The sequence below is a fragment of the Arthrobacter sp. E1SS-5 genome (assembly GCF_057073715.1).
The window spans coordinates 3,004,682-3,027,166 of the sequence record NZ_CP172703.1 but is presented as its reverse complement, the minus strand read 5'-3'; the positions used below and the strand labels follow the sequence as shown (position 1 = coordinate 3,027,166).

The following is a 22,485-nucleotide window of genomic DNA, read 5'->3' as shown; positions in this document are numbered from 1 at the left end:
TCACCCCTAGTACTTCGGCTTGATGATGCGGCTGAGCCAGAGGCCGCCGATGGAGAGGAGAGCGACAGCGGCGGCCAGCATAACGAAGCCGATGAACGTCGTTGTGAAAACCCGTGAATAGGTTGGGTTGAATGTCACCAGCCCGATGAACATCAGGATTGGTAGCGCCATGAGAACCAATGCGGAGATGCGGCCCTCGGCGCTGAGGGCGCGGACCTGGCCCTTCACCTGATTGCGGTCCCGGATGGTTTCGCCTACGTGGTCCAGTACCTCGGCCAAATCGCCGCCCACTTCGCGATGGATTTCGATGGCCTGGGCGATCCAGTAGAAGTCTTCGCTTGCAGTCCTACGAGACACGTCAGCCATAGACTCACCCAGGTCCCGACCAATTCTTGTCTCATTGACGATCCTGCTGAGTTCTTCTGCCATGGGCCCTTGGTTTTCCTGCGCGGCAGCGTCAATCGCCCTGAGTAGGCTATGGCCGGCACGGAGCCCACCTGAAAACATCTGAAGTGTGTCCGGAACTTCGGCGTCAAAAGCCTTACGACGCCTCGCAATCAGTAAGTTCAGGACGAGATAAAGGAGGAACGGTGTAAGGATAAGGGCAAGGATGCTCATGCCCAGACCACCCAGGAAGAACGCGGCCACAGCTGCAACCAATGTGATGGCTCCAGCCATCAGTAAATAGTCGCCAGGCTCCTTGTTGAGGCCTGCCTGCTCCAGTTTTTCCCTGCTGAAAATGCTTGTAGGGCGCTTCTTCAACCCCCGGTTGAGGGCGCCCACGGCCTGGTTAGTCAGCCGAGTGAGGCTCGAAGAATGGTCGGCCATGTCCGGACGTCGCCGCGACAACGGAACGCCTGACTTTCCTCTCCAAACAAAGGTGAAAAGCAAGCCCAAGGAAACGTAGACCAGAAAGAGTCCCGCCATGAACAGTGTTACGGGAACCTCGCCGGCCATGACTACCTGCCCCTGACTGGGTCAGCACCGAAAATGTGTGGCGAAACGCGGATGCCGAGTTCGTGGAAGCGGTCGGTGAAGCGAGGCCGAACACCGGTTGGGATGGGCTTCCCCAGGAACCTGCCGCTGGCATCAATGCCGGCTGCATAGTCAAAGACGAAAGCGTCCTGGAGCGTGACGATGTCCCCTTCCATGCCTTGGACTTCGGTTATATGGGTTACTCGCCGGGTGCCATCGCGGAGTCTTGAGATGTGGACGATGAGATTTACCGCGGATGCAACTTGCTCCCTGACCGCCCGCAGCGGCAGATCCATGCCCGCCATCAGAACCAACGTCTCCAGACGCGCAATGGCATCGCGCGGTGAATTGGCGTGGACAGTGGAGAGGGAACCGTCGTGACCAGTGTTCATAGCCTGGAGCATGTCGAGGCACTCCCCGCCACGCACTTCGCCAACCACTATGCGGTCAGGGCGCATGCGCAGTGAGTTCCTCACCAGGTCCCTGATGGCGATTTCCCCCTTGCCCTCAATATTTGCCGGCCGGCTCTCCAAACGGACAACGTGGTCCTGCTGGAGTTGCAGCTCAACGGCGTCCTCAATGGTTACGATGCGGTCAGAGGCGGGAATGAATGACGAAAGGGCGTTGAGCAACGTCGTTTTGCCCGTGCCTGTGCCGCCCGAAACGATGATGTTCATCCTTGCCAGGACGCATGCTTGTAGAAGTTCAGCCATTTCCGGAGAAAGGCTGCCGAACGCGATCAGCTTGTCAACGGTGAGCGCATCTCCGCCAAACTTCCTGATGGTCAGGGCTGGTCCGTTAACAGCCAAGGGAGGAATGATCGCATTGACACGGGAACCGTCAGCCAACCGGGCATCCACGAGAGGAGACGATTCGTCTATGCGCCGGCCCACCTTCGAAACAATGCGTTCGATAACGCGGCGCAGGGCTTCGTCCGAGGCGAACTTGGTATCGGTGAGCGTCAATTTCCCGGCGCGTTCAATGTAGACCTGGTCGAAGCGGTTGACCATTACTTCTGTGATTGACGGATCGTCCAGGAAGCGTTGGATGGGTCCGTGTCCAAGAACATCATCGATGATCTCCCGGATCAGCCGCTGTCGTTCTGCCGACGTTAGCGGAACCTGTTCCTCGTCTACTACACTCTTCAACTCGTCCTTCACGTACTGGTGAAGTTCGCTTTCCTCAAGCGATGAATCTGTAATGCGGGCGCCCAGGCGCTCGTACAGCGCCTGGCTTGCGCGTTCCTTCAGGGAACCGAGAGCGCTGCTTGCCACTGCTGCTGTTGGTGCCAGTTCAACGACTACAGACGCCTCCGCCGCCTTGGCCTCGTGGATTCGTCCCAACGTTGCCGGCTCTGGAATGGCGGCCTGGGGCGCGAACGGATTCGCCTGCTCCGCTTCCGTCAATGACGGTTCCGGCTCCGTACCCCTTATCTTTTCGAGCCTGCGTGAAAGGTTCACTGAACTACCGCCCTTCGGTGCAACTTCTTATGTGGTCTTGCTTCCCAATTCGGTTTGAACCGCTCCACGAGCTGCCGGAGACCCTTGGCTGCCGGATCCCTGCTTCCGTCCTGGAGAACGGGGACGCCCTTGTTCGTGGAAAATGGAAGCGACTTTGACCGGGGAAGCACCACGTCAACCGGTGCGCCGATCGTTGCTTCAACATCCTGGAGCGTCAGGCCGCTCCTGCGGTCGGCCATGTTGAGGACAACGTGACGGCCTTCCGGGAGAAGGTTGAGCTCAGAGAGGATCTGGTTTCCGGTACGCAAGCCGCGGATACTAGGCACGTCCATCCCGCAGATCCAAACTGCGTCGGAAGCCAGTTCCAGAGTGGCGAGCACGTGTTCGCCTAGCCCTGGTGCAGTGTCCACGACGACGTACTGGAACTCCTGCCGTAGCTGGGACAGGAGGTGGCTGACATTTTCTCCGCTGATCCTGTCCATCTCAACTGGATTCTTCGGTGCACAAAGTGCATAGATCCCAGCAGGATGAACTGTCAGATAGGTCTTCAGGACCATTGAGTCTTGGCTTGCAGCGCCTACCACCGCGTCCGTGATGGTGTGCTCAGGTTCAAGCATCAGACCACTCGCCACGTCTCCGAACTGCAAATCGAGGTCTACAATCACCACTCCCATTGGGGCGATCTTGCCGAGCCCGACCGCGATGTTTGTGGCTACTGTTGTCTTCCCTACCCCGCCTTTTGGAGATATGACCGCTATGATCCGGCCACCGGCGGCGTGCTCGTGGTGCTCGGAGCTGCTGGGGGCCAGACCCCGCCTACGGCCAGCGGAAGCCAGGCTGGCGCGCTCAACGATGATCCGGATATGATCCACGTCTGCTGACGGATCGAGCAGGTCACGAATGCCGGCCCTCATGGCTTGTATGGCGACGTCTGATGATTCGCCGGCCACCAGGATCATACTGATCTCCGGGTACTGCAGGTCCATTACTGCTGCGAACTTCATAGCATCGTCGGCGGGCAGGCCCGGACCAAGGATGAAGACCTCCGGCGGCTCCCCGAGGAGCTGTCCCAGGACTTCTTCCGGCCCTTGTGGGAGATAGTCGGCTTGAAAGAACTGGAGGGAACCCGGCATACCGGCCGTGGCCATGCGGACCCTTCGTTCGAAATCGGTGTTCGGCGTGATAAGTACGAAGCGGCTCATCGGAAAACCTTCGTCTTGTCCACCACACCTGTGTTGCCTTCAGTGGCGCCTGTAGGCTCCTTCGACATGTAGATCTTGCCGAATTCAGCTGCGTAAACCAGGCGTTCCGCGTCAACGGAATTACGGGCGACTGTGATCAGGTAGTTTCCGTCGCTTTGGGCATTGCTACCAGAGTTGAGGGACCCATCGGACTTTTGCGTTGAGTCCTGTTGGGCAGGGCTGCCGTTACTTAACTGGGCAGCTGTGACCAGTACCTTGTGGAACGTAAGTTGAGTACCTGCGGATTGGGTCGCGGTCTGGCCGGCCCCATTAGTGGATGTCTCGGTGAGAGAGACGAAGATACCGACTGTGTCACCTGCCGCGATCTTGCCGCCCACGACGCGCTCGATGGGAAGTTTCAGCGAGATCTCTTGCATACCGTCAGGAACGGCAACTCTTGATGGCCCGAGGAACGATTCTTTTTCCACGAGCCGGCTGGAAAGAAGCTGTTCCCCAGGAACGAGCGCAACAGCTGTCACTTTCGCCCCGAGATCTTTGAGGTCTGTAACGCTGTCCGGGGCAAGCGCTGACTTAGGAATGGGCTTCTTGGCAACCGACCCCCCGAGGTCGCTGGCGGGCGTTCCCGCGGGAACTGCCGTCTGGACTACGAAAACTTCGGAAGTTTCGGTTCCAGCCATGGCACGTGCGTCGGCGCTTTGGACGTATGTAATAAGAAGGAATGTGCCGGTTATCGCGATGGCTAGCGCGGCGATGCCTCCCAGTAGGCGTGCTTTCACTTTCTTCCCCTTTGGGTCTATCTACTTGATCAGTGTTGGGACAATGACGTTGCCATTGGGCGTTGTTGTGTACTCAGAGAAGATGCTTGGATCTGCGCTGTAACCGACGAAGGTTCCGTAGAGGCCTTTTTCACTGCCGGTGAAGACATTGGTCGGGTCGTACTTCGCCTGGCCGCTGAGGTTCCATGCCTGCAGCTTGAAGCCAGCCCACTTCTCGATGTAGTACTGCACCGAACTGCCGTTACACGTGCCGAACTGAGCGGCGGGCATTCCGGCGCAGGTGTACTTGTAGACGGGTAACGCGACGGTCGAATTCGCCAGCGTTGGATTTATTGATGGGTTGAAGAGGTCGATGCAGCCGTTTGGCACTGCGGCGCCTGCGCTCGTCATGCTCCACTGCCCGACTTCAGCCGTGACGGTGCAGCCTGTGCCGCCGTCGGGTGCAAGCCAAGCGAAACCACCAGGGATGATCTGGTTTGAGGGGTTGAGCCCGTTGCAGTCCAGGGCCCCGCCCTGAATGAAGACTTTGTGCGCGACCCCGTCGTCCTTGAACTCACAGGAAGCGAACGTCAGGGGGAGCACGGTCACACCCTTTTTGGGGTAATACCACTTTGCAGTTGCCGTGGCTCCTACCTTCGCAGGTGGTGCGTTGAGTGCGCTGGCGAACATCTTGGTCAGGTAGCCGGCGTTGCTGGTGCCATCTTTTGTGGATGTGGTTACAGAGACCTGGCCCGCGACCGAAAGGTCCACGGACTCCACCGTGGACTTACCGTCGTTTGAGTTGCTGTTGGCCAGCGTCGTGGCAAGAGCCGATACCTCGACTTGAGTGCAGCCACCCGATTTGAAGCAAAGGCCTGCTCCTGCAAGCGCGCCGGCATCCGCCGCGTTCTGCAGCTGAGCCCGTTCGGCATAGATTTGGCCCGTGTCGACAGCCAGGGCACCGGCACCGATGAGGACAACCATCATCACCGCAACGAGCACGCCGGCAGCTCCCCGCTCTTTCTCGCCGGGTTTCACGTTCCGTTGCATTGCATTGCTCCAACCCCGGTGACGGTGACAGAACTTCCGAACAATCCGGTTAGTGTCGAAGAGGTGTAGGTGATTGTTACCTTTGCCGTGGTGTTCGGCGCGCAGTCTGTCGGGCTGAAGGTGTATGCGAAAGCCGCAGAGTTGACACCTGGGGCACCCGCGACTGCTGCGGCCTTAGCGTCCGTCTGGCTGTTCTTAACAGCCATGGTCCTGGCGGCTTCACGGGCGGCCTGGGTAACGGATATCTGCGCGTTGTAGGCGTTTGCGAACTCCACGATGCCTACGACTAGGGCCAGAAGGATAGGAGTCACCAGCGCAAACTCCACGGCCACCGCGCCACGGCTCTTTTCTTTCGAGTTTTCTTTGCGGATCTTTTTCAACGGATCCCCCGAGGTCGAATGCGATTTCGGGTGTGCCGCCATTGGCGGCACACCCGAAAGATTGGTTGGGCTACCAGCCGCCGACGGTGGTGCCCAGGCTGGTGAACCAGGTGTTCAGCGCGGAGCCGAAGGCGGTGACGCCGACGATGATGATGAGTGCAATGAACGCCACGAGCAGCGAGTACTCCGTTGCAGTTGCGCCCCTCTCCGAGGAGACGCGATCCTTCAGGCCCGCTACGAGGGCGAGCACGGAGACCATGAGTGAAGTCATTTCTGTTCCTAATTCTTTGTTCTGGCACGGTCGCTGATGCGCCGGCTGATCGCCCCAGGCGACCAATGGCTGGCAGCTTCAAACTGCTGCTCGCTGCCAGGAGTGCGCCGCGTCCGCTCGGTGGCAGGGCTGCGGCGCACTCGGGAGGCTACGACCTACCAGGTGCCGACCTTGGTGCCCAGGCTGGTGAACCAGGTGTTGAGGGCTCCGCCGAAGGCAGTGACGCCGACGATGATGATCAGGGCGATGAAGGCGACCAGCAGCGAGTATTCTGTCGCCGTTGCACCCTTTTCGGAGGAGAAGCGATCCTTGACGCCGGCAACGAATGCCATCATCGAGACCATAAGAGAAGTCATTGTATTTTCCTTAATTCGGTGAAATTTGAAGTGATGTGCATTTCAACGAATTCCCAGCTGCCCCCATAAATCCTTAGCGGCTGGACTTCGCTAAGAAGAGATTGTCACTTGACGCTATTGGGCAACAATGCGTAGTGGTACTCGTCTTTTTTGAGGCACGGTGAACCGGCGTACTCGATTACCCGGAAAGGTACTTAGGGAGCGGGGCGGGTGGTCACCCGACTACTTGGAAGCGCTCGCCCGAGAGGCATTGGGGGCGCTTTGGAGGCGGTGCTTCCTGCTAGGGGAAGAGCAGCGCCGTGAGGGCCAGGGCGCCCAGCATGGCCGGACCGTGGGGCACTTCCTTAGCCATATTCCGGCGTTTTCCAGCGAGCAGCACAGCGGTGCCCACCCCGTTGACGATGAAGCCCAGCAGGCCGCCATAAAGAAGGTGGCTCCAACCTAGGTACCCCAGGTAAAGCCCGACGGGTGCTGCCAGCTTCACATCCCCCATGCCAATGCCGCCGGGTGAAATTAACGCCAAAATCAGATAGGCAACGAATAAAATGACGGCGCCGACCGCGGCGCGGACCAGGTAGTCAGTTTGCTGACTAAATAGCGCCGATGCCGCTAAAAGTAAAAAACCGCCCAATAGCAGAATCAACACGAGCGGGTTCGGCAATAGATGGAGGTTAATGTCCACCCGGGCCAATTGCATACCGATCACTGCAAGGAGTATCAGGGCCGGGAGGATTGCCGGCGTATTCCCAAGTCGAAGTGCGAAGGCGGCGCACGCTACGCCCGTCGCTGCCGCCGTCGTGATCCTGACGTGGCGTGGCGGGACGCCGCCCAACCGGGGGACAAAGCGGGAGATCAGGATCTCAGCCGCGGGGGAGAAGAGGCACCCCAGCACGCCAACGACCAAGGCCATGATCCAGTCGGTAGGGCCCCAGCCCCCTCCAAATGCCACTGTGCCCCCTGTGCGGTAAGGCCGGCGGGCGCTGAGTCGGCCGCCGGCTACCCCATTTTGACCCTGAACCGCCTGACGCGCTAATCTTGTAAGTCGTTGTGCGTGTCCTATTCCGATGGTGCGTGCCCGCTCGAGAATCCGGTTGCAGGATAACTACTCGAACGTGCACATTCGGAACCTCAGGATGACTGGTTACATGGAGCCCTCACCTCTGTTCCGGTAGCGCGCAGACAGTAGGTGCACGAGCTAGTGCCACCTAAACAAGAACGCCAGAACAAGAACGAGGCAAACACCGTGCGTACGTACACCCCGAAGCCCGGCGATATCAACCGCCAGTGGCACGTCATTGACGCCACCGACGTTGTCCTTGGTCGTCTTGCAAGCCAGACCGCAATCCTGCTGCGCGGCAAGCACAAGGCCACTTTCGCGTCCCACATGGACATGGGCGACTTCGTCATCATCATCAACGCTGAGAAGGTCGCCCTGACCGGTTCCAAGCTGGAGCAGAAGCGCGCATACCGCCACTCCGGCTACCCGGGCGGCCTGACCTCCGTTAACTACGCGGAACTGCTGGAAACCAACCCGGTCCGCGCCGTTGAGAAGGCCATCAAGGGCATGCTCCCCAAGAACTCCCTGGCTGCCCAGCAGCTCGGCAAGCTGAAGGTGTACCGCGGTGCTGAGCACCCCCACGCCGCCCAGCAGCCCAAGACTTTCGAAATCACCCAGGTCGCCCAGTAGTCCTGGCCACCAAACAACTTACTTAATACAAGGAGAATCGTGGCTCAGAACGAAGAACTGACCACCGAGGCCCCCGAGGCCGAGGAAAACCTGACCAGCTACACCTCTGAGAGCTCCGCTGCTGAAGCTGCTCCCAAGAAGGAACGCCCGGCACTGACCGTTGCCGGCGCAGCTGTTGGCCGCCGCAAGGAAGCCGTTGCACGCGTTCGCGTTGTGCCCGGCACCGGCAAGTGGACTATCAACGGCCGCGAGCTGGCGAACTACTTCCCGAACAAGCTGCACCAGCAGGACGTCAACGAGCCCTTCAAGATCCTTGATCTCGAAGGCGCCTACGACGTCATCGCCCGCATCCACGGTGGTGGCATCTCCGGCCAGGCCGGCGCCCTGCGCCTCGGCATCGCCCGTTCGCTGAACGAGATCGACGTCGAGAACAACCGCCCGACCCTCAAGAAGGCCGGTTACCTGTCCCGCGACGCCCGTGTCATCGAGCGTAAGAAGGCCGGTCTCAAGAAGGCCCGCAAGGCTCAGCAGTACTCCAAGCGCTAAATCCGCTTGCACAAAAGCCCGTCCCGCTTTCTAGCGGTGCGGGCTTTTTGCTGTCCGAATTCTCTCCGCAGAGGCCCAGAGGCCGGACTCACGGTCCTGCCAGGAGCACGCAGATCAAGCCATTCGCTGGGATGGCGTCTTTGTTCACTGGATGGGTTTCGACAGGTCATAGATGCGTTGACCATCAACCGTCTCAGACGCAAAATGCCCTCTTACCCAGGCTGAAATTTCACTGACGGTACCGTCCTTGGCCTGGGTGTCGAGGAATTCGTCCTGTGGCAGGAAATAGCAAATCTCTCCATTCCCAACATGGTCTTTGAAAGCCTGAAGTGTGGGTGACGGGTCTGAGCCGGCGAATCCACCAAGTGGCATGACGGGACGATCAGCACCCAATTGGAGCCGCGCAGCTGTCTGCGAGGCTGTGGTGGCGGCGGACCAGAGGCACGTATGGGAGGCTGCCAGTTTGTCGAGGATGGCAGCTTGGGGCACCTGACCAAACGCAACGTCGTAAGCCCAGGCCGGGTTTCCATGCTTCATGTCATCCAAAAAGCGGTTGATGCTGGCAGGGTTTTTAGTCAGCTGCCCTGAAACTGGATTGGAGCCATTCTGCGGGAGCGTTGTATTGAGGGCTGAAGTGAGAAGGGGCCCCGCCAGCATTGCGGTCAGCGCGACGGTTGCCGCGGCAACCTCCAACCAGCGAGCAGGGGGCCGTACAACGGACAGTGCCGCTCCCAATGCGCCCACAAGGAGCACGGCGTTGCCCAGCCACCCTGGCCACCCCGTCACGCTGCTCAGGATGAGCCAGCCGCACACCGCAGTTGCCAGGATCGCGACCGCTGCTGCAGCCCTGATCACCAAACGCCTGCGGTGCCGCACGTATACGCCGCTGGCAACACCGAGTGTAAGTGCCATAGGCGCTGAAAGCCCTTCGGTGTAGTACGTGTGGATCTGGTTCCCCATGAAGCTCAGCACCAGATAGGTGCCGAGGAACCATGTGACGGCTATGAATGCCAGTGCCTTTGGCCCCCGTTCGTGCGGCAGCAGCCTCCACGCAACAATGATCAGCAGTGCGCCGATGATTGCCGCGGGGAGCATCCAGCCAATTTCCTGGCCATAGTTCGCATTTAGAAGCCGGCTAAGCCCGGCGTCCGAATCAACTTGCCTGAACTGTTGAGGAATGAGATTCGCTGCAGCATCGTCCTCGTTCCCCACGATGCGGTCCACCCCGTTATAGGCCAGCGTCAACTCAAGCACGCTGTTGGAATGCGAGCCCCCGACGTAAGGGCGCGCATTCCCAGGTATCAGGTCAACCACGGTCATCCACAGACCGCCCGTGAGAACCATGACGACGCCTGAAATGCTGGCATGCTTCAGTTTTTGGTACCAGCTCGAGTCACCCCACAGCAGATAGGCGACACCGAGGCTGGGCAATACCAAGAGCCCCTGAAGCTGTTTGGTCATGAAGGCCAGCCCCACGGCTACGCCTGCCACTACGAGATGCTTCAGCCGATTCGATTCGATAGCGTGTTGCATCGCGTAGACCGACGCGAGCATCAGCAAGAGCATGAGAGGGTCAGGGTTGTTGTACCGCGACATCAGGACCACGATGGGCGTCGAGAAGAAGACAGCGGCGGCGAAAAGCGCTGATGCCGGCGGGAAGTTTCGACGAACGATAACGTAAATGAGCAGCGTAGATGCGATCCCCATGATTGCTTGGGGCGCCAGCATCGCGAGGGGAGTGAATCCAAATATCCTGGTGGACATCTCCATGACCCATAAGCTGAGCGGGGGCTTGTCCACGGTGATGGAGTTGCCCCAGTCCGATGAGCCAAAAAATGCTGAAAACAAACTCTGCGTTCCTGATTGAACCGCTGCGCTGTAAAAGTAGTTGGCCCAGCCATTGATTCCCAGGTTCCAGAAGTGGAGGAGCCCGTTCAGGGTAAGGATGATGAGCAGAATCGGGCGCTCCCACAAGGGATCCTGGGGGCGCCCCCTGACCAGGCCACGAATAAGCCGGATGGCCGCATTTTTGGAGTCCGCTGCGAATGCTGGAGATAGAGAAGCCGTCAACGTTCTCCCCTTAGAAGTCCGGCTGAACAGAATTTGCCTGCTTCGGTGCCGCCGAGCGGGCCGGAGTCATGCTAATCGGTGGGGTGCTCACCGGAAGGACTGTCGAACAGGCCGGAAGGCAACAAGTCCGGAACGTTCGTGACTGCGCCGAGCCCTGAACACCCAAAGGCGCAGGAGCACGAACCGCAGCAAGGTGGCGACAACGTTGGCGGCGGTCAGCACAAGAAGCTCGGTACTCGGGACCGGGTCCGGATTCACCAGATGCAGGACCGTCAGTGCCGAGGACGTTATGGCCCACGCCAGAAGGAAGACGACGAGGCCTTGGAACTGTTGGGTAAACAGTTTGGCCGGACCGCTGATGCCGAAGGTGAACCGCCTGTTCGCGGCGGTGTTGCCCACGGCCGTCAGCAGCAAGGCGAGAAAATTGGCTTGCTGTGCGCCGAAGGGTGCTTGGAGAATCAGGTACAACAGAGCGAAAGCGAGCGTGGAGACAAGGCCAACAAGGCCGAACCTCACAACCTGGCCAAAAAAGCTGGGCCGGCCAGGCGGGACTATCGGGCCCCGCCCGAGTTCGGCATAGATCGCTTGTACTGGAATGGAGCCCTTCACCAGGGAACCAGCGACGCGGACCATCCCTCGGAGGTCGTCCAGGGCAGTCTGCTTTATGTTGACCCGGCTGTCGGGGTCATCAATCCAGTCAACGGGAATTTCATGGATCCTTAGCCCGGATCGCTCAGCGATAATCAGCAACTCCGTATCGAAGAACCAGCCATTGTCCTCCACATGCGGAAGTAACCGCTTGGCCACCTCGGCCCTTATTGCCTTGAAGCCACACTGCGCGTCGGAGAAGCGGACCTGCATGGTGCGGCGGAGCAGGAAGTTGTAAGACCGGGAAATGAATTCCCGCTTTGGGCCGCGGCTGACGCGTGAGCTCTGGCCCAGTCTTGTGCCGATCGAAATGTCCGAGTGCCCGGACAGCAGCGGGGCCACGAGCGGGGGGAGAGCTGCAAGATCCGTGGATAGGTCCACGTCCAGGTAGGCCAGGACTTTTGCTTCAGACGCGCTCCATGCATCGCGAAGTGCGTAACCGCGCCCTTTGATTTCAAGACGGCGGTATTCGACATTGGGCAGCTGCTCGCTGAGGCGGGCAGCGATCGCAGGAGTCCTGTCGGTGCTCGCATTGTCGGCAATGGTGATCTTCCATGTCGACGACATTTCCTGTGAGAGATATTCGGAGAGTCTTGAGATGCTGCGTTCGAGTACGGCTTCCTCATTGAAAACCGGTACCACAATTTCGAGCGCCAAGCCCCCATAGCTAGGTGTCATGCATGGATCGTAGGAGGGCTCATGTGCCGGGAGCGAGGCTTTTGGGGAAAGACAGGTACTCGTCCTTGAAATCCAAGTAGTGGGTGCCTGGCGGTGTTTGGAAGGGGGAGTAACTACTTGGGCCCGGCAGGGACGTGCCGGAAGGAGTTCCCGACTGTCTCCGTCCAAGATCGCAGCTTTCGTTCCAGCGGCTTCTCCACGAGTTCGTGAAGGACTCCGCAAGCCGCGACCGACAGGAAGATCACGACGGCGGCAAGGGCCCAAACTTCCGGAGTCGACGCAAACTCGGTCCAGGGTCGCAGCGAGCGGAGGATCACCTCATGAATCAGATACAGGGCAAATGACCATTGACCCAGCCTGGTGAAGCAGCGGCGTCCAAATATGCTGGTTCTACCGTCAATGTCCCGCTTGGCGCACGCCGCTATCAAGCAGATGAAGCCAGGAAGCATGACGACATTGGCGAGTGTTGCTGGAACAGGACCCCTATTTCCGTTCACAAAATAGGACGCAGTGAAGAGCCCAGCGGTCAGGACGGCCACCAAGCCCAGCGACTGTTCAACAGCTAATTTTGGCCGCCACCCCGATTTCATGAGCCGTGCAACAAACATGCCGAGCACAAATTCGCCCAGCCGAAAGAGCGGCATGCCTACCAGCAAATAGTCCGCCGTCGGTATGGACGTGACCGCCGCCAGGAGCGCAAACAGTGCAACGGTGCCCACCGGCACGGCTACAAAAGCCGGGTACCTCCGGCTGGTGCGTTTGAAATGGGTGAACAGCAACGGAAACACGAGGTAAAAGAATGCCTCGCATGACAGGGACCACGACACGCCATTGAACGAGTTGAGGAACGGGCTGGCGGGTATCCACGCCTGGGTAAGGGTTGCGACAGACAGGGTGCCCAGCACAGAGATCCCGGATGACGTCGGTAGTTGCGGGGCCCAGAGCGCCAAGAACATCGTCAGTAGATGAAGTGGCCAAATTCTGGCGATTCGGCGGAGGTAAAACTTCCCGGGTTTCATGTCGCCGTTTTGGGACCACGTGAGCACGAATCCCGAAAGCACGAAGAAAAAGCTGACGGCGGTAAAACCATAACCAAACATGGAAAGGCCGTCTCCGATTTGCGGAAAGTAGATCCTTAAGTGGTAGAGGACCACCGCCAGCGCTGCAAAGAATCGAAGACCAGTGAGGCTGGTCAAGTTTCGTTCAGATGCCAGCATCGTTCAGCCCCCAATTATGTTGCTTGATCCAGCGTTGCCGAGAGCATATCCAAGAAGCCGGCTTTGGGGGCTCAAGATACGGTCAACCTTCTCGGCTGCCCGCTCAGGATCTGAGCCCCCCGCCCCCATCCTCTACACTTGACCGGTGCCTAGATTATTTGGAACTGATGGTGTCCGCGGGCTTGCCAACGGCCTGCTGACGGCAGAACTGGCCCTGCAACTGGCCCAGGCGGCCGCCGTCGTGCTTGGCCACGACCGCAACTCCAACGGCTCCCGCCCCCGTGCCGTACTGGCCCGGGACCCGCGTGCCAGTGGCGAATTCATTGCCGCCGCCGTTGAAGCCGGGCTGTCCAGCTCGGGCATCGATGTCTACGACGCCGGGGTTCTGCCCACCCCCGCTGCGGCCTACCTGGTGGCGGACCTGGACGCGGACTTCGGCGTGATGATTTCCGCTTCGCACAACCCCGCGCCGGATAACGGCATCAAGTTCTTCGCTCGCGGCGGCCAGAAGCTGCCTGACGAGGTGGAGGACGCCATCGAAGCCCAGATGGGCAAGGAAGCCGTCCGGCCTACAGGCGCCGACGTAGGCCGCATCCAGCGCTTCTCCGACGCCGAGGACCGCTACATCGTTCACCTGCTGCGCACGCTGCCGCACCGACTGGACGGCCTCACCGTGGTGCTCGACTGCGCCAACGGTGCCGCCAGCGGCTGCTCACCCCAGCTCTTCAAGGACGCCGGCGCCCGGCTCATCGTCATCGGCGCCGATCCGGATGGCCTGAACATCAACGACGGCGTCGGCTCCACCCACCTCGGTCCCCTCAAAGAGGCCGTGGTCAAACACGGCGCGGACCTGGGAATCGCCCACGACGGCGACGCCGACCGCTGCCTCGCCGTTGACCACGAAGGCAACGAGGTGGACGGCGACCAGATTATGGCCATCCTGGCCGTGGCGCTCAAGAAGTCCGGAAAGCTCAAGGACGACGTCCTGGTGGCCACCGTCATGAGCAACCTCGGGTTGAAGATCGCCCTCCGCGACGCAGGCATCACCATCATGGAAACTGCCGTGGGGGACCGCTACGTCCTCGAAGGCATGCGCGATGGCGGTTACAACCTCGGCGGTGAGCAGTCCGGCCACGTCATCTTCTCCGACCATGCAACCACCGGCGACGGTCTGCTGACCGGCCTGCAGCTAGCCGCGCAGGTGGCCCTGACCGGCAAGCCGCTCAAGGAACTGGCCACGGTCATGACCAAGCTCCCGCAGGTCCTCATCAACGTCAAGGGCGTGGACCGCAGCAAGGTGGGCAGCAGTGATGTCCTGGCCCAAGCTGTTGGAGCCGCCGAAGCCGCCTTGGGTGACACCGGCCGTGTCCTCCTCCGCCCCTCCGGAACAGAACCTGTGGTCCGGGTGATGGTCGAAGCGGCCGACGAGGAAACCGCCCAGTCCATCGCCGAACACTTGGCGCAGGTGGTCCGCGCAGAGCTCGCACTGGAATTTGCTAATGAATGAATGAGCCGTAAGTAGACTTACTGCTCGGAATAAGTGCTCTGTACAGGAAGACAACGGCCACGGTCTGGATCAAAAAGGCAACGATAAGAGGAGCGGCGTAACTGTTCTTCGCGAAATACAGGAAATAGATAAACGTTCCCGTTGCGGCCAACAGGCAAGGAACCAGGCGGATTTGCGGCCTGCCCAGCAGTAGGAGCGACATCACTTCGGCAGGGAAAAAATACCGGTCATGCATCTGCGGGAGCAACAGCGGGCAAATGGCGGCTGACGTAATGCACAGCAGAAGCCGACGGTCAGAAGTGTCCTGACCGCGCCAGTAAGCGAAGGCCGCAACAGTGATGGCGATGGCGCAAAGCATGATTCCCCACCATCGTCCTTCGGATGCGCTCACGTCTGGGAATAGCGCAAAGACATTTGCTGCCCCTGAAATCAATCGGTCGTCTTGTGTTTGCCGCACATAGATTGTGAGGGTATCTACCACAGACCGCCCGAATAGCACAGGCGGCAGGCTGAGCGCCAACCAAACGGCGGTGGCCAGCAGCGGACCTGGCATCCGGGGGCCGCGCCGAAGGGAGACCGCGGCAAGTGCCGGGAGGAGAAATACCGCCTGTAATTTGAACGCGACGGCGACCCCCCACACCGTCCATGCGGAATTGATGTTGTTCCTAAGCAGGCTTCGGGCCGACAACAAAAGAAACGCTGTATAGATCGAGTCGCATTGGCCCCACATCGCGGCGTTGAGGAGAACCGTGGGCACCAGCAGCGATATGGCTCCCATCATCCGCGGTGCCAGCTTGGAAGGCCCTGCTACTTCCGCCAGCATGGTCACTGCGATCGCCAGGAGGACATCACCCGCAAGAGATACCAGTTTGACGGCGAACAGTGGGTCAACGGGCAGAAGGCTGACCAGGAACAGCAGGAACAAGTACGGGAAGTTGTAGTTTGAGAATTCCCCTCCGAGCGCCCAAACGCCTCGGTCTCGGAACTGCTCCATCCAGGGCAAGAGGAAGGTGGCGGCATCTTCGCTCTCGTAGGGCAAGAGCAGGAGCCGTGCAGCGACTGCCCCAATAACAAGCAGCAGCGTGGCGGACGGCATCGACCTGCGGAGAGTCAGTGATGTCGATCCCATGCGGCTTTTGATCGAGTCCCCCATTTGGCCATCCTTTGGCGAGCGGTGCCGAATGTCAACGATCGAACCGCATATCACTGTGGCCCGCCTCCCATGAGGGAGACGGGCCACTTGGCGTTTAACAGGGAGACTTAGAGCGTGCGCTCTTTCAGCGCGTCCCGGATCTCGGTCAGCAGCGCCACCTGCGGATCCTCGGCAGCATCCTTCTTCACATCCTTGTTAATTCCCAGCCGGCGGTTGCGGCGCTCGATCATCAGGTTCATTGGCATCACCACCACGAAGTAGATGGCAGCAGCGATCAGCAGGAAGTTCACCACCGCGGTCAGTAGCACCCCGAACTCGATGGCGTTACCGTTCAGTTCCACACGAGCGAAGCTGTCGAAGTTGGGCGCACCCACCAGGCCGGAGACGAAGGGCATCAGCACCTTGTTCACCAACGCCGTCACCACCGCGCCGAACGCAGTACCCATGACCACGGCGACCGCAAGGTCAACCACATTGCCCTTCATGATGAAGTTCTTGAATCCAGTAAGCATGGAAACCAACCTAGCGCACCGGCATCACAGGTACGCGGGCGCCGCTTCGAGGCCGAAGTATTCCTCTAGCGTGCCGATGCCGCGGTTCAGCATGTCCGTGGCCGCCTCCACTCCCACGTACCGCAGGTGCCACGGCTCGTAGAAGTACCCCGTGATGGGATGCAGCATCCACGGATACCGCACCACGAACCCGAACCGGTGCCCGTTCGCCTTCGCCCAGGCAGCCGCCGGCTGTTCGGCGAAGCACGGCTCAAAGCTGCACGCCCCGCCGCCGTCGCCGATGTCGAACGCCCACCCCGTCTGGTGCTCCGAATGGCCGGGCCGCGCGCTGGCGGTGTCGGCGTCGGCCTGTCCCCGCGCCGCGACGTACCCGTTGTAGGTGGCCACCTGCGTGTTGTACGAGCGGTAGCCGCTCGCCAGGACCATCGCCACGCCATCCCGTGAGGCCGCCGCGAACATCGCCTCGGCGGCGGCCGCCGTCGTACTGTTCAGGAGCGCGGCCTCACCGGCGGCAGAGATGGCGACGGCGGGACGCGCCAGGTCAGCCGGCACATAGTCCGCCGGCTTCAACGGCCGGTGCTTGTTTACGATCACCCACGGGCTTGCCGGGTCATCGAGCGAAAACTGCCGCGCCAGGGTGGCCGACGGGGACGGAGTGGGGGACGGCGCCTCCGGTGACTGGCCCACGGTGGCCGTTTCCGCCGTCGTACTGGCCGAAGCAGCAGCGGCGGTAGGGGAGAGGGAAGCGGAGGAAGCAGCGGACGACGACGGCGCCACCGCCTTGGGTGCCTCCGGTGTGCAGGCTGCCAGGACAGTCAGTCCGGCCCCCGCTGCGAGGAACTGGGCGAAGCTGCGCCGGCTGGGGGAGCCGCATTGGTAGCACACCTGTGCTACACCTTCCGGAGCAGCATGCGGCGGATGGAGTGGTCCGCCTCTTTGGTCAGCACCAGCTGTGCGCGGCCCCGCGTGGGAAGCACGTTCTCCTCCAGGTTGGGCTCGTTGATCCGTTTCCAGATGTCCCGCGCGGTGCTCTCGGCTTCCTCGTCGGACAGCGTGGCGTAGCGGTGGAAGTAGGACTCCGGCTGCGCGAACGCCGTGCTCCGCAGCTTCCGGAACCGGTCCACGTACCACTCCTCAATGTAGGAGGTCTTGGCATCCACATAGATGGAGAAGTCGAAGAAGTCGCTCAGGGCCAGGCCCTGCCGGCCGTCGTGCCGGGGCCGGGCCGGGGCCAGCACGTTCAGGCCCTCCACGATGAGTACGTCGGGGCGGCGGACCACCACTTCCTTGCCGGGCACGATGTCGTACGTGACATGGGAGTACCAGGGCGCGCGCACTTCCTCGGCCCCGCCCTTGATCTCGCTCACGAACCGCAGCAGCGCCCGGCGGTCATAGGACTCCGGGAAACCCTTCCGGTCCAGCAGCTGCCGGCGCTTGAGCTCGGCCAGGGGATAGAGGAAACCGTCAGTGGTGATGAGCTCCACGTTGGGGGTGCCGGGCCAGCGGCGCAGCATCTCCCGCAGCACGCGCGCGATGGTGGACTTGCCAACGGCCACGGAACCGGCGACGCCGATCACGAACGGGGTGCGCTGGGTCTGCTCACCCAGGAACGTGGTGGTGGCCGCGTGCAGCTGCCCAGCCGCCTCCACATACAGGTGCAGGAGCCGGGACAGCGGCAGGTAAACGTCCCTGACTTCGTTGATGTCCAGGGGGTCGCCGAGCCCGCGAAGGCGCAGCACGTCCTCTTCATTAAGGGGCTGTTCCATCTGGGCTGCGAGGCGGGACCAGGTGTGCCGGTCCAGCTCCACGAACGGCGAGGCACCCTCCCCGTTCGCGTCGTTGCGTTGCGAAGTCACCTAAAGATTCTGCCCCGCGCCCGGCCCATCGCGAAATGACGCCCCTGCTCAGCGCGGCGTAGGTCACAGGGCTCGGGCAACGGGGCCCGCCGGTTTAGAGCAACAGGCACGCTGCCGATAGTCTTGAGCCTATGTGTGGAATCGTGGGGTATGTAGGCCGTTCGACTGACGGTGCAATTAATGGTCACAGTGCGTTGGACGTTGTCCTTGAGGGACTGCGCCGCCTGGAGTACCGCGGTTATGACTCTGCCGGTGTGGCTGTGGTGTCTGATGGCACCATTGAGGCCCGCAAGAAGTCCGGGAAGCTGAGCAACCTGATTGGTGAGCTGGAGGCCCGGCCGCTGCCGGAGACCCTGACCGGGATCGGGCACACCCGGTGGGCGACGCACGGCGGCCCGACGGACCGCAACGCGCACCCGCACCTGGCGGACGGCGGCAAGCTCGCCGTGATCCACAACGGCATCATCGAAAACTTCGCCGAACTCAAGCAGGAGTTGCTGGAGAAGGGCGTGACGTTCCTGTCCGAGACGGACACCGAGGTCGCCGCCGCGCTGCTGGCTGACATCCTGCGCAACCAATTGGGCGGGGACCCGGCCAACGGTGGCCTGACCCGCGCGATGGAGCTGGCCTGCCAGCGCCTGGAGGGTGCCTTCACCCTGCTCGCGGTGCACGCGGACCAGCCCGACGTCGTCGTGGCCGCCCGCCGTAACTCACCCCTGGTGGTGGGCCTGGGCGAGGGGGAGAACTTCCTGGGCTCGGACGTGTCCGGGTTCATCGACTACACCCGCCGCGCGGTGGAGCTGGGCCAGGACCAGATCGTGACGATCACCGCAGACTCCGTGGCGATCACCGATTTCTTCGGCAACCCGGCCGCGGGCAAGGAATACCACGTGGACTGGGACCCGGCCTCGGCGGAAAAGGGCGGCTTCTCCTCGTTCATGGAGAAGGAAATCCATGACCAGCCCGATGCGGTGGCGCAGACCCTGCTGGGCCGGTCGGACTTGGACGGCAAGCTGACCCTGGACGAGCTGCGGATCGATCCGGAGCTGTTGAAGCAGGTCAACAAGATCATCGTGCTGGCCTGCGGCACCGCCGCCTACGCCGGCACGGTGGCCAAGTACGCGATTGAGAACTGGTGCCGGATCCCCACCGAGGTGGAGCTCGCGCACGAGTTCCGCTACCGGGACCCGATCCTGGACGAGAACACCCTGGTGGTCTCCATCTCCCAGTCAGGGGAGACCATGGACACCCTGATGGCCGTCCGCTACGCCCGCGAACAGGGCGCGAAGACCATTTCGATCTGCAACACCAACGGCTCCACCATCCCGCGTGAATCCGACGCCGTGCTGTACACGCACGCCGGCCCGGAAATCGCGGTGGCCTCCACCAAGGCGTTCCTGGCCCAGATCACCGCCGCGTACCTGCTGGGCCTGTACCTGGCGCAGCTGCGCGGGAACATCTTCTCGGGCCAGATCAAGGACGTCCTGGCGGACCTGAGCAAGATCCCCGCCAAGATCCAGACGATCCTGGACAACGCGGGCCCGCTGCGCGAGCTGGCCCGGTCCATGGCGGACGAGAAGTCGGTGCTGTTCCTGGGCCGGCATGTGGGTTACCCCGTGGCCCTGGAGGGTGCGCTGAAGCTCAAGGAAATCGCGTACATCCACGCCGAGGGCTTCGCCGCCGGTGAGCTCAAGCACGGCCCCATCGCCCTGATCGATGAAGGCCAGCCGGTGTTCGTCGTGGTCCCGTCCCCGCGCGGGCGCGATTCGCTGCACTCCAAGGTGGTCTCCAACATCCAGGAAGTCCGCGCCCGCGGCGCCCGGACCCTGGTCATCGCCGAGGAAGGCGACGAAGCGGTGAAGGCCTACGCCGAGTACGTCTTCTACGTCCCGGAAACCCCCACCCTGCTCATGCCCCTGCTGACCACCGTCCCGCTGCAGATCTTCGCCGCGGAACTCGCCGCAGCCAAGGGCTACGACGTGGACCAGCCCCGCAACCTCGCCAAGAGCGTCACCGTCGAGTAATTGATGTCAGACGCAAACCCCGGGCCCTCAAGGCCCGGGGTTTGCGCGTTAAAGTCCAGCTTTTGCGCTGATGGCGGACAGCGGCGGCCAGCGGCGTGGACCGGCCTCCGGCCGAGGGGTGCAACCGTAGAATGAACCGCATGATCGTTGGCATTGGGGTAGACGTAGTAGACATCGAGCGGTTCGGCCGCCAGCTGGAACGGACACCGGGCCTGAGGGACCGCCTGTTCGTACCTGCGGAACGGGACCTGAACACCCGCTCCCTGGCTGCCCGGTTCGCCGCGAAGGAAGCCGTGGCAAAGGTGCTGGGCGCCCCTGCCGGCATGAACTGGCAGGACTGCTGGATCGGCCTGGACCAGAACGGGCCCACCGTCCAGGTGAAGGGCACGGTCCTGGCAGTAGCCGAGGCCAAGGGCGTCAAGCGCTGGCACCTGTCCATTAGCCACGACGGCGGCATTGCCACTGCTACGGTCCTGGCCGAGGGCTGATCCGGGCGGCCGCCATGATCAGCGCCTACACCGGAACGCAGGTCCGCGCAGCCGAGGAACCCCTCCTGGCCGCCGGACTGGGGGACGCGCTCATGCAGCGCGCCGCGCATGGGCTGGCCAACGCCGTCGTCCATGAACTCAAGGACAGGGGCACCCGACTGAACGGTGCTCGCGTCGTGGTGCTGGTGGGCAAGGGCAACAACGGGGGGGACGGCTTGTATGCTGCCGCTTTCCTTGCGTCCCGTGGGATGCGCACGACGGCGGTACTCACCGGAGATGCGGCCCACCCGGCCGGCTTGGCCGCATTTGAGCGTGCCGGCGGCAGGGTGCACCGGCTCACCGAGGCGGCACTGCCGGGGCTTGCCGGCGAAGCCGCCGAGGCCGACGTCGTGATTGATGCCGTCCTGGGGACCGGCGCCAAGGGCGGGCTGCGGGGGAGCGCCGCGGACCTCATACAGGCCATCACGGACGCGCACCGCCACGGCTTTGTGATGGCCTGCGACCTTCCCAGCGGAGTGGACGCCGATACCGGCGAGGCTGCCGCCCCGGTCCTGCCGGCTGATCTGACCGTCACGTTCGGCGGTGCAAAGTCAGGGTTGCTTGCCGATCCCGGCGCCGATTATGCCGGCCGCGTCCTGGTGGTGCCGATCGGGATTGAGGAGCACCTGCCCGAGCCTGCCCTTCGCCGCCTCGAGAACCCCGACCTCGCGCGCCTCCTGCCGCACCCTGCCCGCCGGGCCCAAAAATACTCCCGCGGGGTGCTGGGAGTGGTGGCCGGATCCGAGAACTACCCCGGCGCCGCTGTCCTTGCCTGCCGGGGTGCGCTGGCCGCCGGCGTGGGCATGGTCCGGTACCTCGGGCCGCCGTCGGTAGCGGACCTGGTCCGCCAGTCCTGCCCGGAAGTTGTCTGCAGCACCGGAACGGTGGCCGAAAACCGGGTGCAGGCCTGGCTGGTGGGCTCGGGCATGGGCCCGCATGACCACGAACAACTCACCCGCGCCCGGGACGCGATCGCGTCGGACCTTCCCGTCGTGGCAGACGCCGGCGCACTGCCCGCACTGCCCGCGATCCTGGCCCCGCATGTGGTGCTGACGCCGCACGCCGGTGAGCTTGCGTCGCTGTTCCATCGCCTGGGCCGCGGGGAGGACCGGGAATCGGTGGAAGCCGCAACGCTAGGTGCCGTCCGCCATGCGGCCGACCGTACCGGGGCTACCGTCCTGCTCAAGGGCGCCACGACGCTTGTGGCCGCGCCCTGGGGCGCCACCTACAGCCAGGCGGATGGCACGCCGTGGCTCGCGACCGCCGGCAGCGGGGACGTCCTGGCCGGCATCATTGGCGCGCTGCTCGCCCAGGCGGGGTCCGACGTCGGCCGCTTCCGTCAGCTGGGCGTCGAACCGGACGGGCGGTGGGCCGCCATTGCCGCACTTGGCGCGGCACTGCACGGCCAGGCGGGGCGGGCCGCGTCGGAGGCTGTGTCCGGTGGCCCCATCACCGCAGGCCGCGTTGCGGATGCCCTACCCGAAATTTGGGGTAAAGTCAGCATGCTTAGTAACTATGGAGCCTGGAAGCGTAATAGTCACAGCCAACCACTACGGTAGGCATTAGTTCGCACCAGCAGTAGGGGCGTTCCAATGCCGTCTGCTGCTGACC

General features: G+C 62.1%; 22 protein-coding genes. 6 read left to right on the top strand and 16 right to left on the bottom strand.

Going from position 1 to position 22,485, the window contains the following annotated elements:
* Positions 1 to 6 precede the first annotated feature (6 nt).
* From ACIGJD_RS13985 to ACIGJD_RS13945, 9 genes are all read right to left on the bottom strand, one after another.
* The gene (locus tag ACIGJD_RS13985; protein ID WP_483686700.1) at positions 7 to 957 is read right to left on the bottom strand and encodes a type II secretion system F family protein; all 951 of its coding nucleotides are present in this window, start codon (positions 955 to 957) and stop codon (positions 7 to 9) included.
* A gap of 2 nt (positions 958 to 959) precedes the next feature.
* Complete coding sequence (locus tag ACIGJD_RS13980) at positions 960 to 2,435, bottom strand: TadA family conjugal transfer-associated ATPase (protein WP_483686699.1); 1,476 nt, start codon at positions 2,433 to 2,435, stop codon at positions 960 to 962.
* Entirely contained in the window at positions 2,432 to 3,637 is a 1,206-nt protein-coding gene (locus ACIGJD_RS13975; RefSeq protein ID WP_483686698.1) for a CpaE/TadZ family protein, read from the bottom strand. The genes ACIGJD_RS13980 and ACIGJD_RS13975 overlap by 4 nt, the downstream gene beginning before the upstream one ends.
* The gene (gene cpaB / locus ACIGJD_RS13970; protein ID WP_483686697.1) at positions 3,634 to 4,413 is read right to left on the bottom strand and encodes a Flp pilus assembly protein CpaB; all 780 of its coding nucleotides are present in this window, start codon (positions 4,411 to 4,413) and stop codon (positions 3,634 to 3,636) included. Before cpaB ends, ACIGJD_RS13975 begins: the two co-directional genes overlap by 4 nt.
* A gap of 21 nt (positions 4,414 to 4,434) precedes the next feature.
* Positions 4,435 to 5,442, bottom strand: a complete 1,008-nt coding sequence (locus tag ACIGJD_RS13965) for a pilus assembly protein TadG-related protein (RefSeq protein ID WP_483686696.1) — start codon at positions 5,440 to 5,442, stop codon at positions 4,435 to 4,437.
* On the bottom strand, positions 5,427 to 5,864 hold the full coding sequence (locus tag ACIGJD_RS13960) for a TadE/TadG family type IV pilus assembly protein (protein WP_483686695.1): 438 nt from the start codon (positions 5,862 to 5,864) through the stop codon (positions 5,427 to 5,429). The genes ACIGJD_RS13965 and ACIGJD_RS13960 overlap by 16 nt, the downstream gene beginning before the upstream one ends.
* 28 nt (positions 5,865 to 5,892) lie before the next feature.
* Positions 5,893 to 6,093, bottom strand: a complete 201-nt coding sequence (locus tag ACIGJD_RS13955) for a Flp family type IVb pilin (RefSeq protein ID WP_483686694.1) — start codon at positions 6,091 to 6,093, stop codon at positions 5,893 to 5,895.
* Between the two features lie 155 nt (positions 6,094 to 6,248).
* Entirely contained in the window at positions 6,249 to 6,449 is a 201-nt protein-coding gene (locus ACIGJD_RS13950; RefSeq protein ID WP_026264290.1) for a Flp family type IVb pilin, read from the bottom strand.
* 280 nt (positions 6,450 to 6,729) lie between these two features.
* Complete coding sequence (locus ACIGJD_RS13945; RefSeq protein ID WP_483689507.1) at positions 6,730 to 7,146, bottom strand: prepilin peptidase; 417 nt, start codon at positions 7,144 to 7,146, stop codon at positions 6,730 to 6,732.
* A gap of 546 nt (positions 7,147 to 7,692) precedes the next feature.
* Here ACIGJD_RS13945 and rplM point away from each other — a divergent pair.
* Both rplM and rpsI read left to right on the top strand, forming a co-directional pair.
* The gene (rplM, locus tag ACIGJD_RS13940) at positions 7,693 to 8,136 is read left to right on the top strand and encodes a 50S ribosomal protein L13 (RefSeq protein ID WP_483689506.1); all 444 of its coding nucleotides are present in this window, start codon (positions 7,693 to 7,695) and stop codon (positions 8,134 to 8,136) included.
* Between the two features lie 39 nt (positions 8,137 to 8,175).
* Entirely contained in the window at positions 8,176 to 8,682 is a 507-nt protein-coding gene (gene rpsI, locus ACIGJD_RS13935; protein ID WP_141942595.1) for a 30S ribosomal protein S9, read from the top strand.
* 144 nt (positions 8,683 to 8,826) lie between these two features.
* Here the strand turns inward: rpsI and ACIGJD_RS13930 are convergent, their stop codons facing one another.
* From ACIGJD_RS13930 to ACIGJD_RS13920, 3 genes are all read right to left on the bottom strand, one after another.
* Complete coding sequence (locus ACIGJD_RS13930; RefSeq protein ID WP_483686693.1) at positions 8,827 to 10,656, bottom strand: ArnT family glycosyltransferase; 1,830 nt, start codon at positions 10,654 to 10,656, stop codon at positions 8,827 to 8,829.
* A gap of 183 nt (positions 10,657 to 10,839) precedes the next feature.
* Complete coding sequence (locus tag ACIGJD_RS13925; RefSeq protein WP_483686692.1) at positions 10,840 to 12,078, bottom strand: bifunctional glycosyltransferase family 2/GtrA family protein; 1,239 nt, start codon at positions 12,076 to 12,078, stop codon at positions 10,840 to 10,842.
* 113 nt (positions 12,079 to 12,191) lie between these two features.
* On the bottom strand, positions 12,192 to 13,295 hold the full coding sequence (locus tag ACIGJD_RS13920) for an acyltransferase family protein (RefSeq protein WP_483686691.1): 1,104 nt from the start codon (positions 13,293 to 13,295) through the stop codon (positions 12,192 to 12,194).
* Positions 13,296 to 13,440: 145 nt separating this feature from the next.
* Between ACIGJD_RS13920 and glmM the strand changes: the two genes are divergently transcribed.
* Positions 13,441 to 14,802: a phosphoglucosamine mutase gene (glmM, locus tag ACIGJD_RS13915; RefSeq protein ID WP_483686690.1), complete on the top strand. Its 1,362-nt coding sequence runs from the start codon at positions 13,441 to 13,443 to the stop codon at positions 14,800 to 14,802.
* Here glmM and ACIGJD_RS13910 read toward each other — a convergent pair.
* The 4 genes from ACIGJD_RS13910 to coaA form a co-directional block, all read right to left on the bottom strand.
* Positions 14,792 to 15,955, bottom strand: a complete 1,164-nt coding sequence (locus ACIGJD_RS13910) for a hypothetical protein (RefSeq protein ID WP_483686689.1) — start codon at positions 15,953 to 15,955, stop codon at positions 14,792 to 14,794. The genes glmM and ACIGJD_RS13910 overlap by 11 nt on opposite strands.
* A 107-nt stretch (positions 15,956 to 16,062) precedes the next feature.
* Positions 16,063 to 16,467 carry a large conductance mechanosensitive channel protein MscL gene (gene mscL / locus ACIGJD_RS13905; RefSeq protein ID WP_483686688.1) on the bottom strand — a complete coding sequence of 135 codons (405 nt, stop codon included), beginning with the start codon at positions 16,465 to 16,467 and terminating at the stop codon, positions 16,063 to 16,065.
* A 24-nt stretch (positions 16,468 to 16,491) separates the two neighbouring features.
* Positions 16,492 to 17,352 (bottom strand): M15 family metallopeptidase, encoded by an 861-nt coding sequence (locus ACIGJD_RS13900; protein ID WP_483686687.1) that lies wholly within the window; start codon positions 17,350 to 17,352, stop codon positions 16,492 to 16,494.
* 5 nt (positions 17,353 to 17,357) lie between these two features.
* Positions 17,358 to 18,323 (bottom strand): type I pantothenate kinase, encoded by a 966-nt coding sequence (gene coaA / locus ACIGJD_RS13895; protein ID WP_142133124.1) that lies wholly within the window; start codon positions 18,321 to 18,323, stop codon positions 17,358 to 17,360.
* 131 nt (positions 18,324 to 18,454) lie between these two features.
* Here coaA and glmS point away from each other — a divergent pair, with 131 nt between their 5' ends.
* The 3 genes from glmS to ACIGJD_RS13880 all read left to right on the top strand — a co-directional run bounded on the left by glmS (position 18,455) and on the right by ACIGJD_RS13880 (position 22,433).
* Positions 18,455 to 20,347: a glutamine--fructose-6-phosphate transaminase (isomerizing) gene (glmS, locus tag ACIGJD_RS13890; protein WP_483686686.1), complete on the top strand. Its 1,893-nt coding sequence runs from the start codon at positions 18,455 to 18,457 to the stop codon at positions 20,345 to 20,347.
* Between the two features lie 140 nt (positions 20,348 to 20,487).
* Positions 20,488 to 20,835 (top strand): holo-ACP synthase, encoded by a 348-nt coding sequence (locus ACIGJD_RS13885; protein WP_141942574.1) that lies wholly within the window; start codon positions 20,488 to 20,490, stop codon positions 20,833 to 20,835.
* 14 nt (positions 20,836 to 20,849) lie between these two features.
* Positions 20,850 to 22,433 (top strand): NAD(P)H-hydrate epimerase, encoded by a 1,584-nt coding sequence (locus tag ACIGJD_RS13880; RefSeq protein WP_483686685.1) that lies wholly within the window; start codon positions 20,850 to 20,852, stop codon positions 22,431 to 22,433.
* Positions 22,434 to 22,485: the final 52 nt, after the last annotated feature.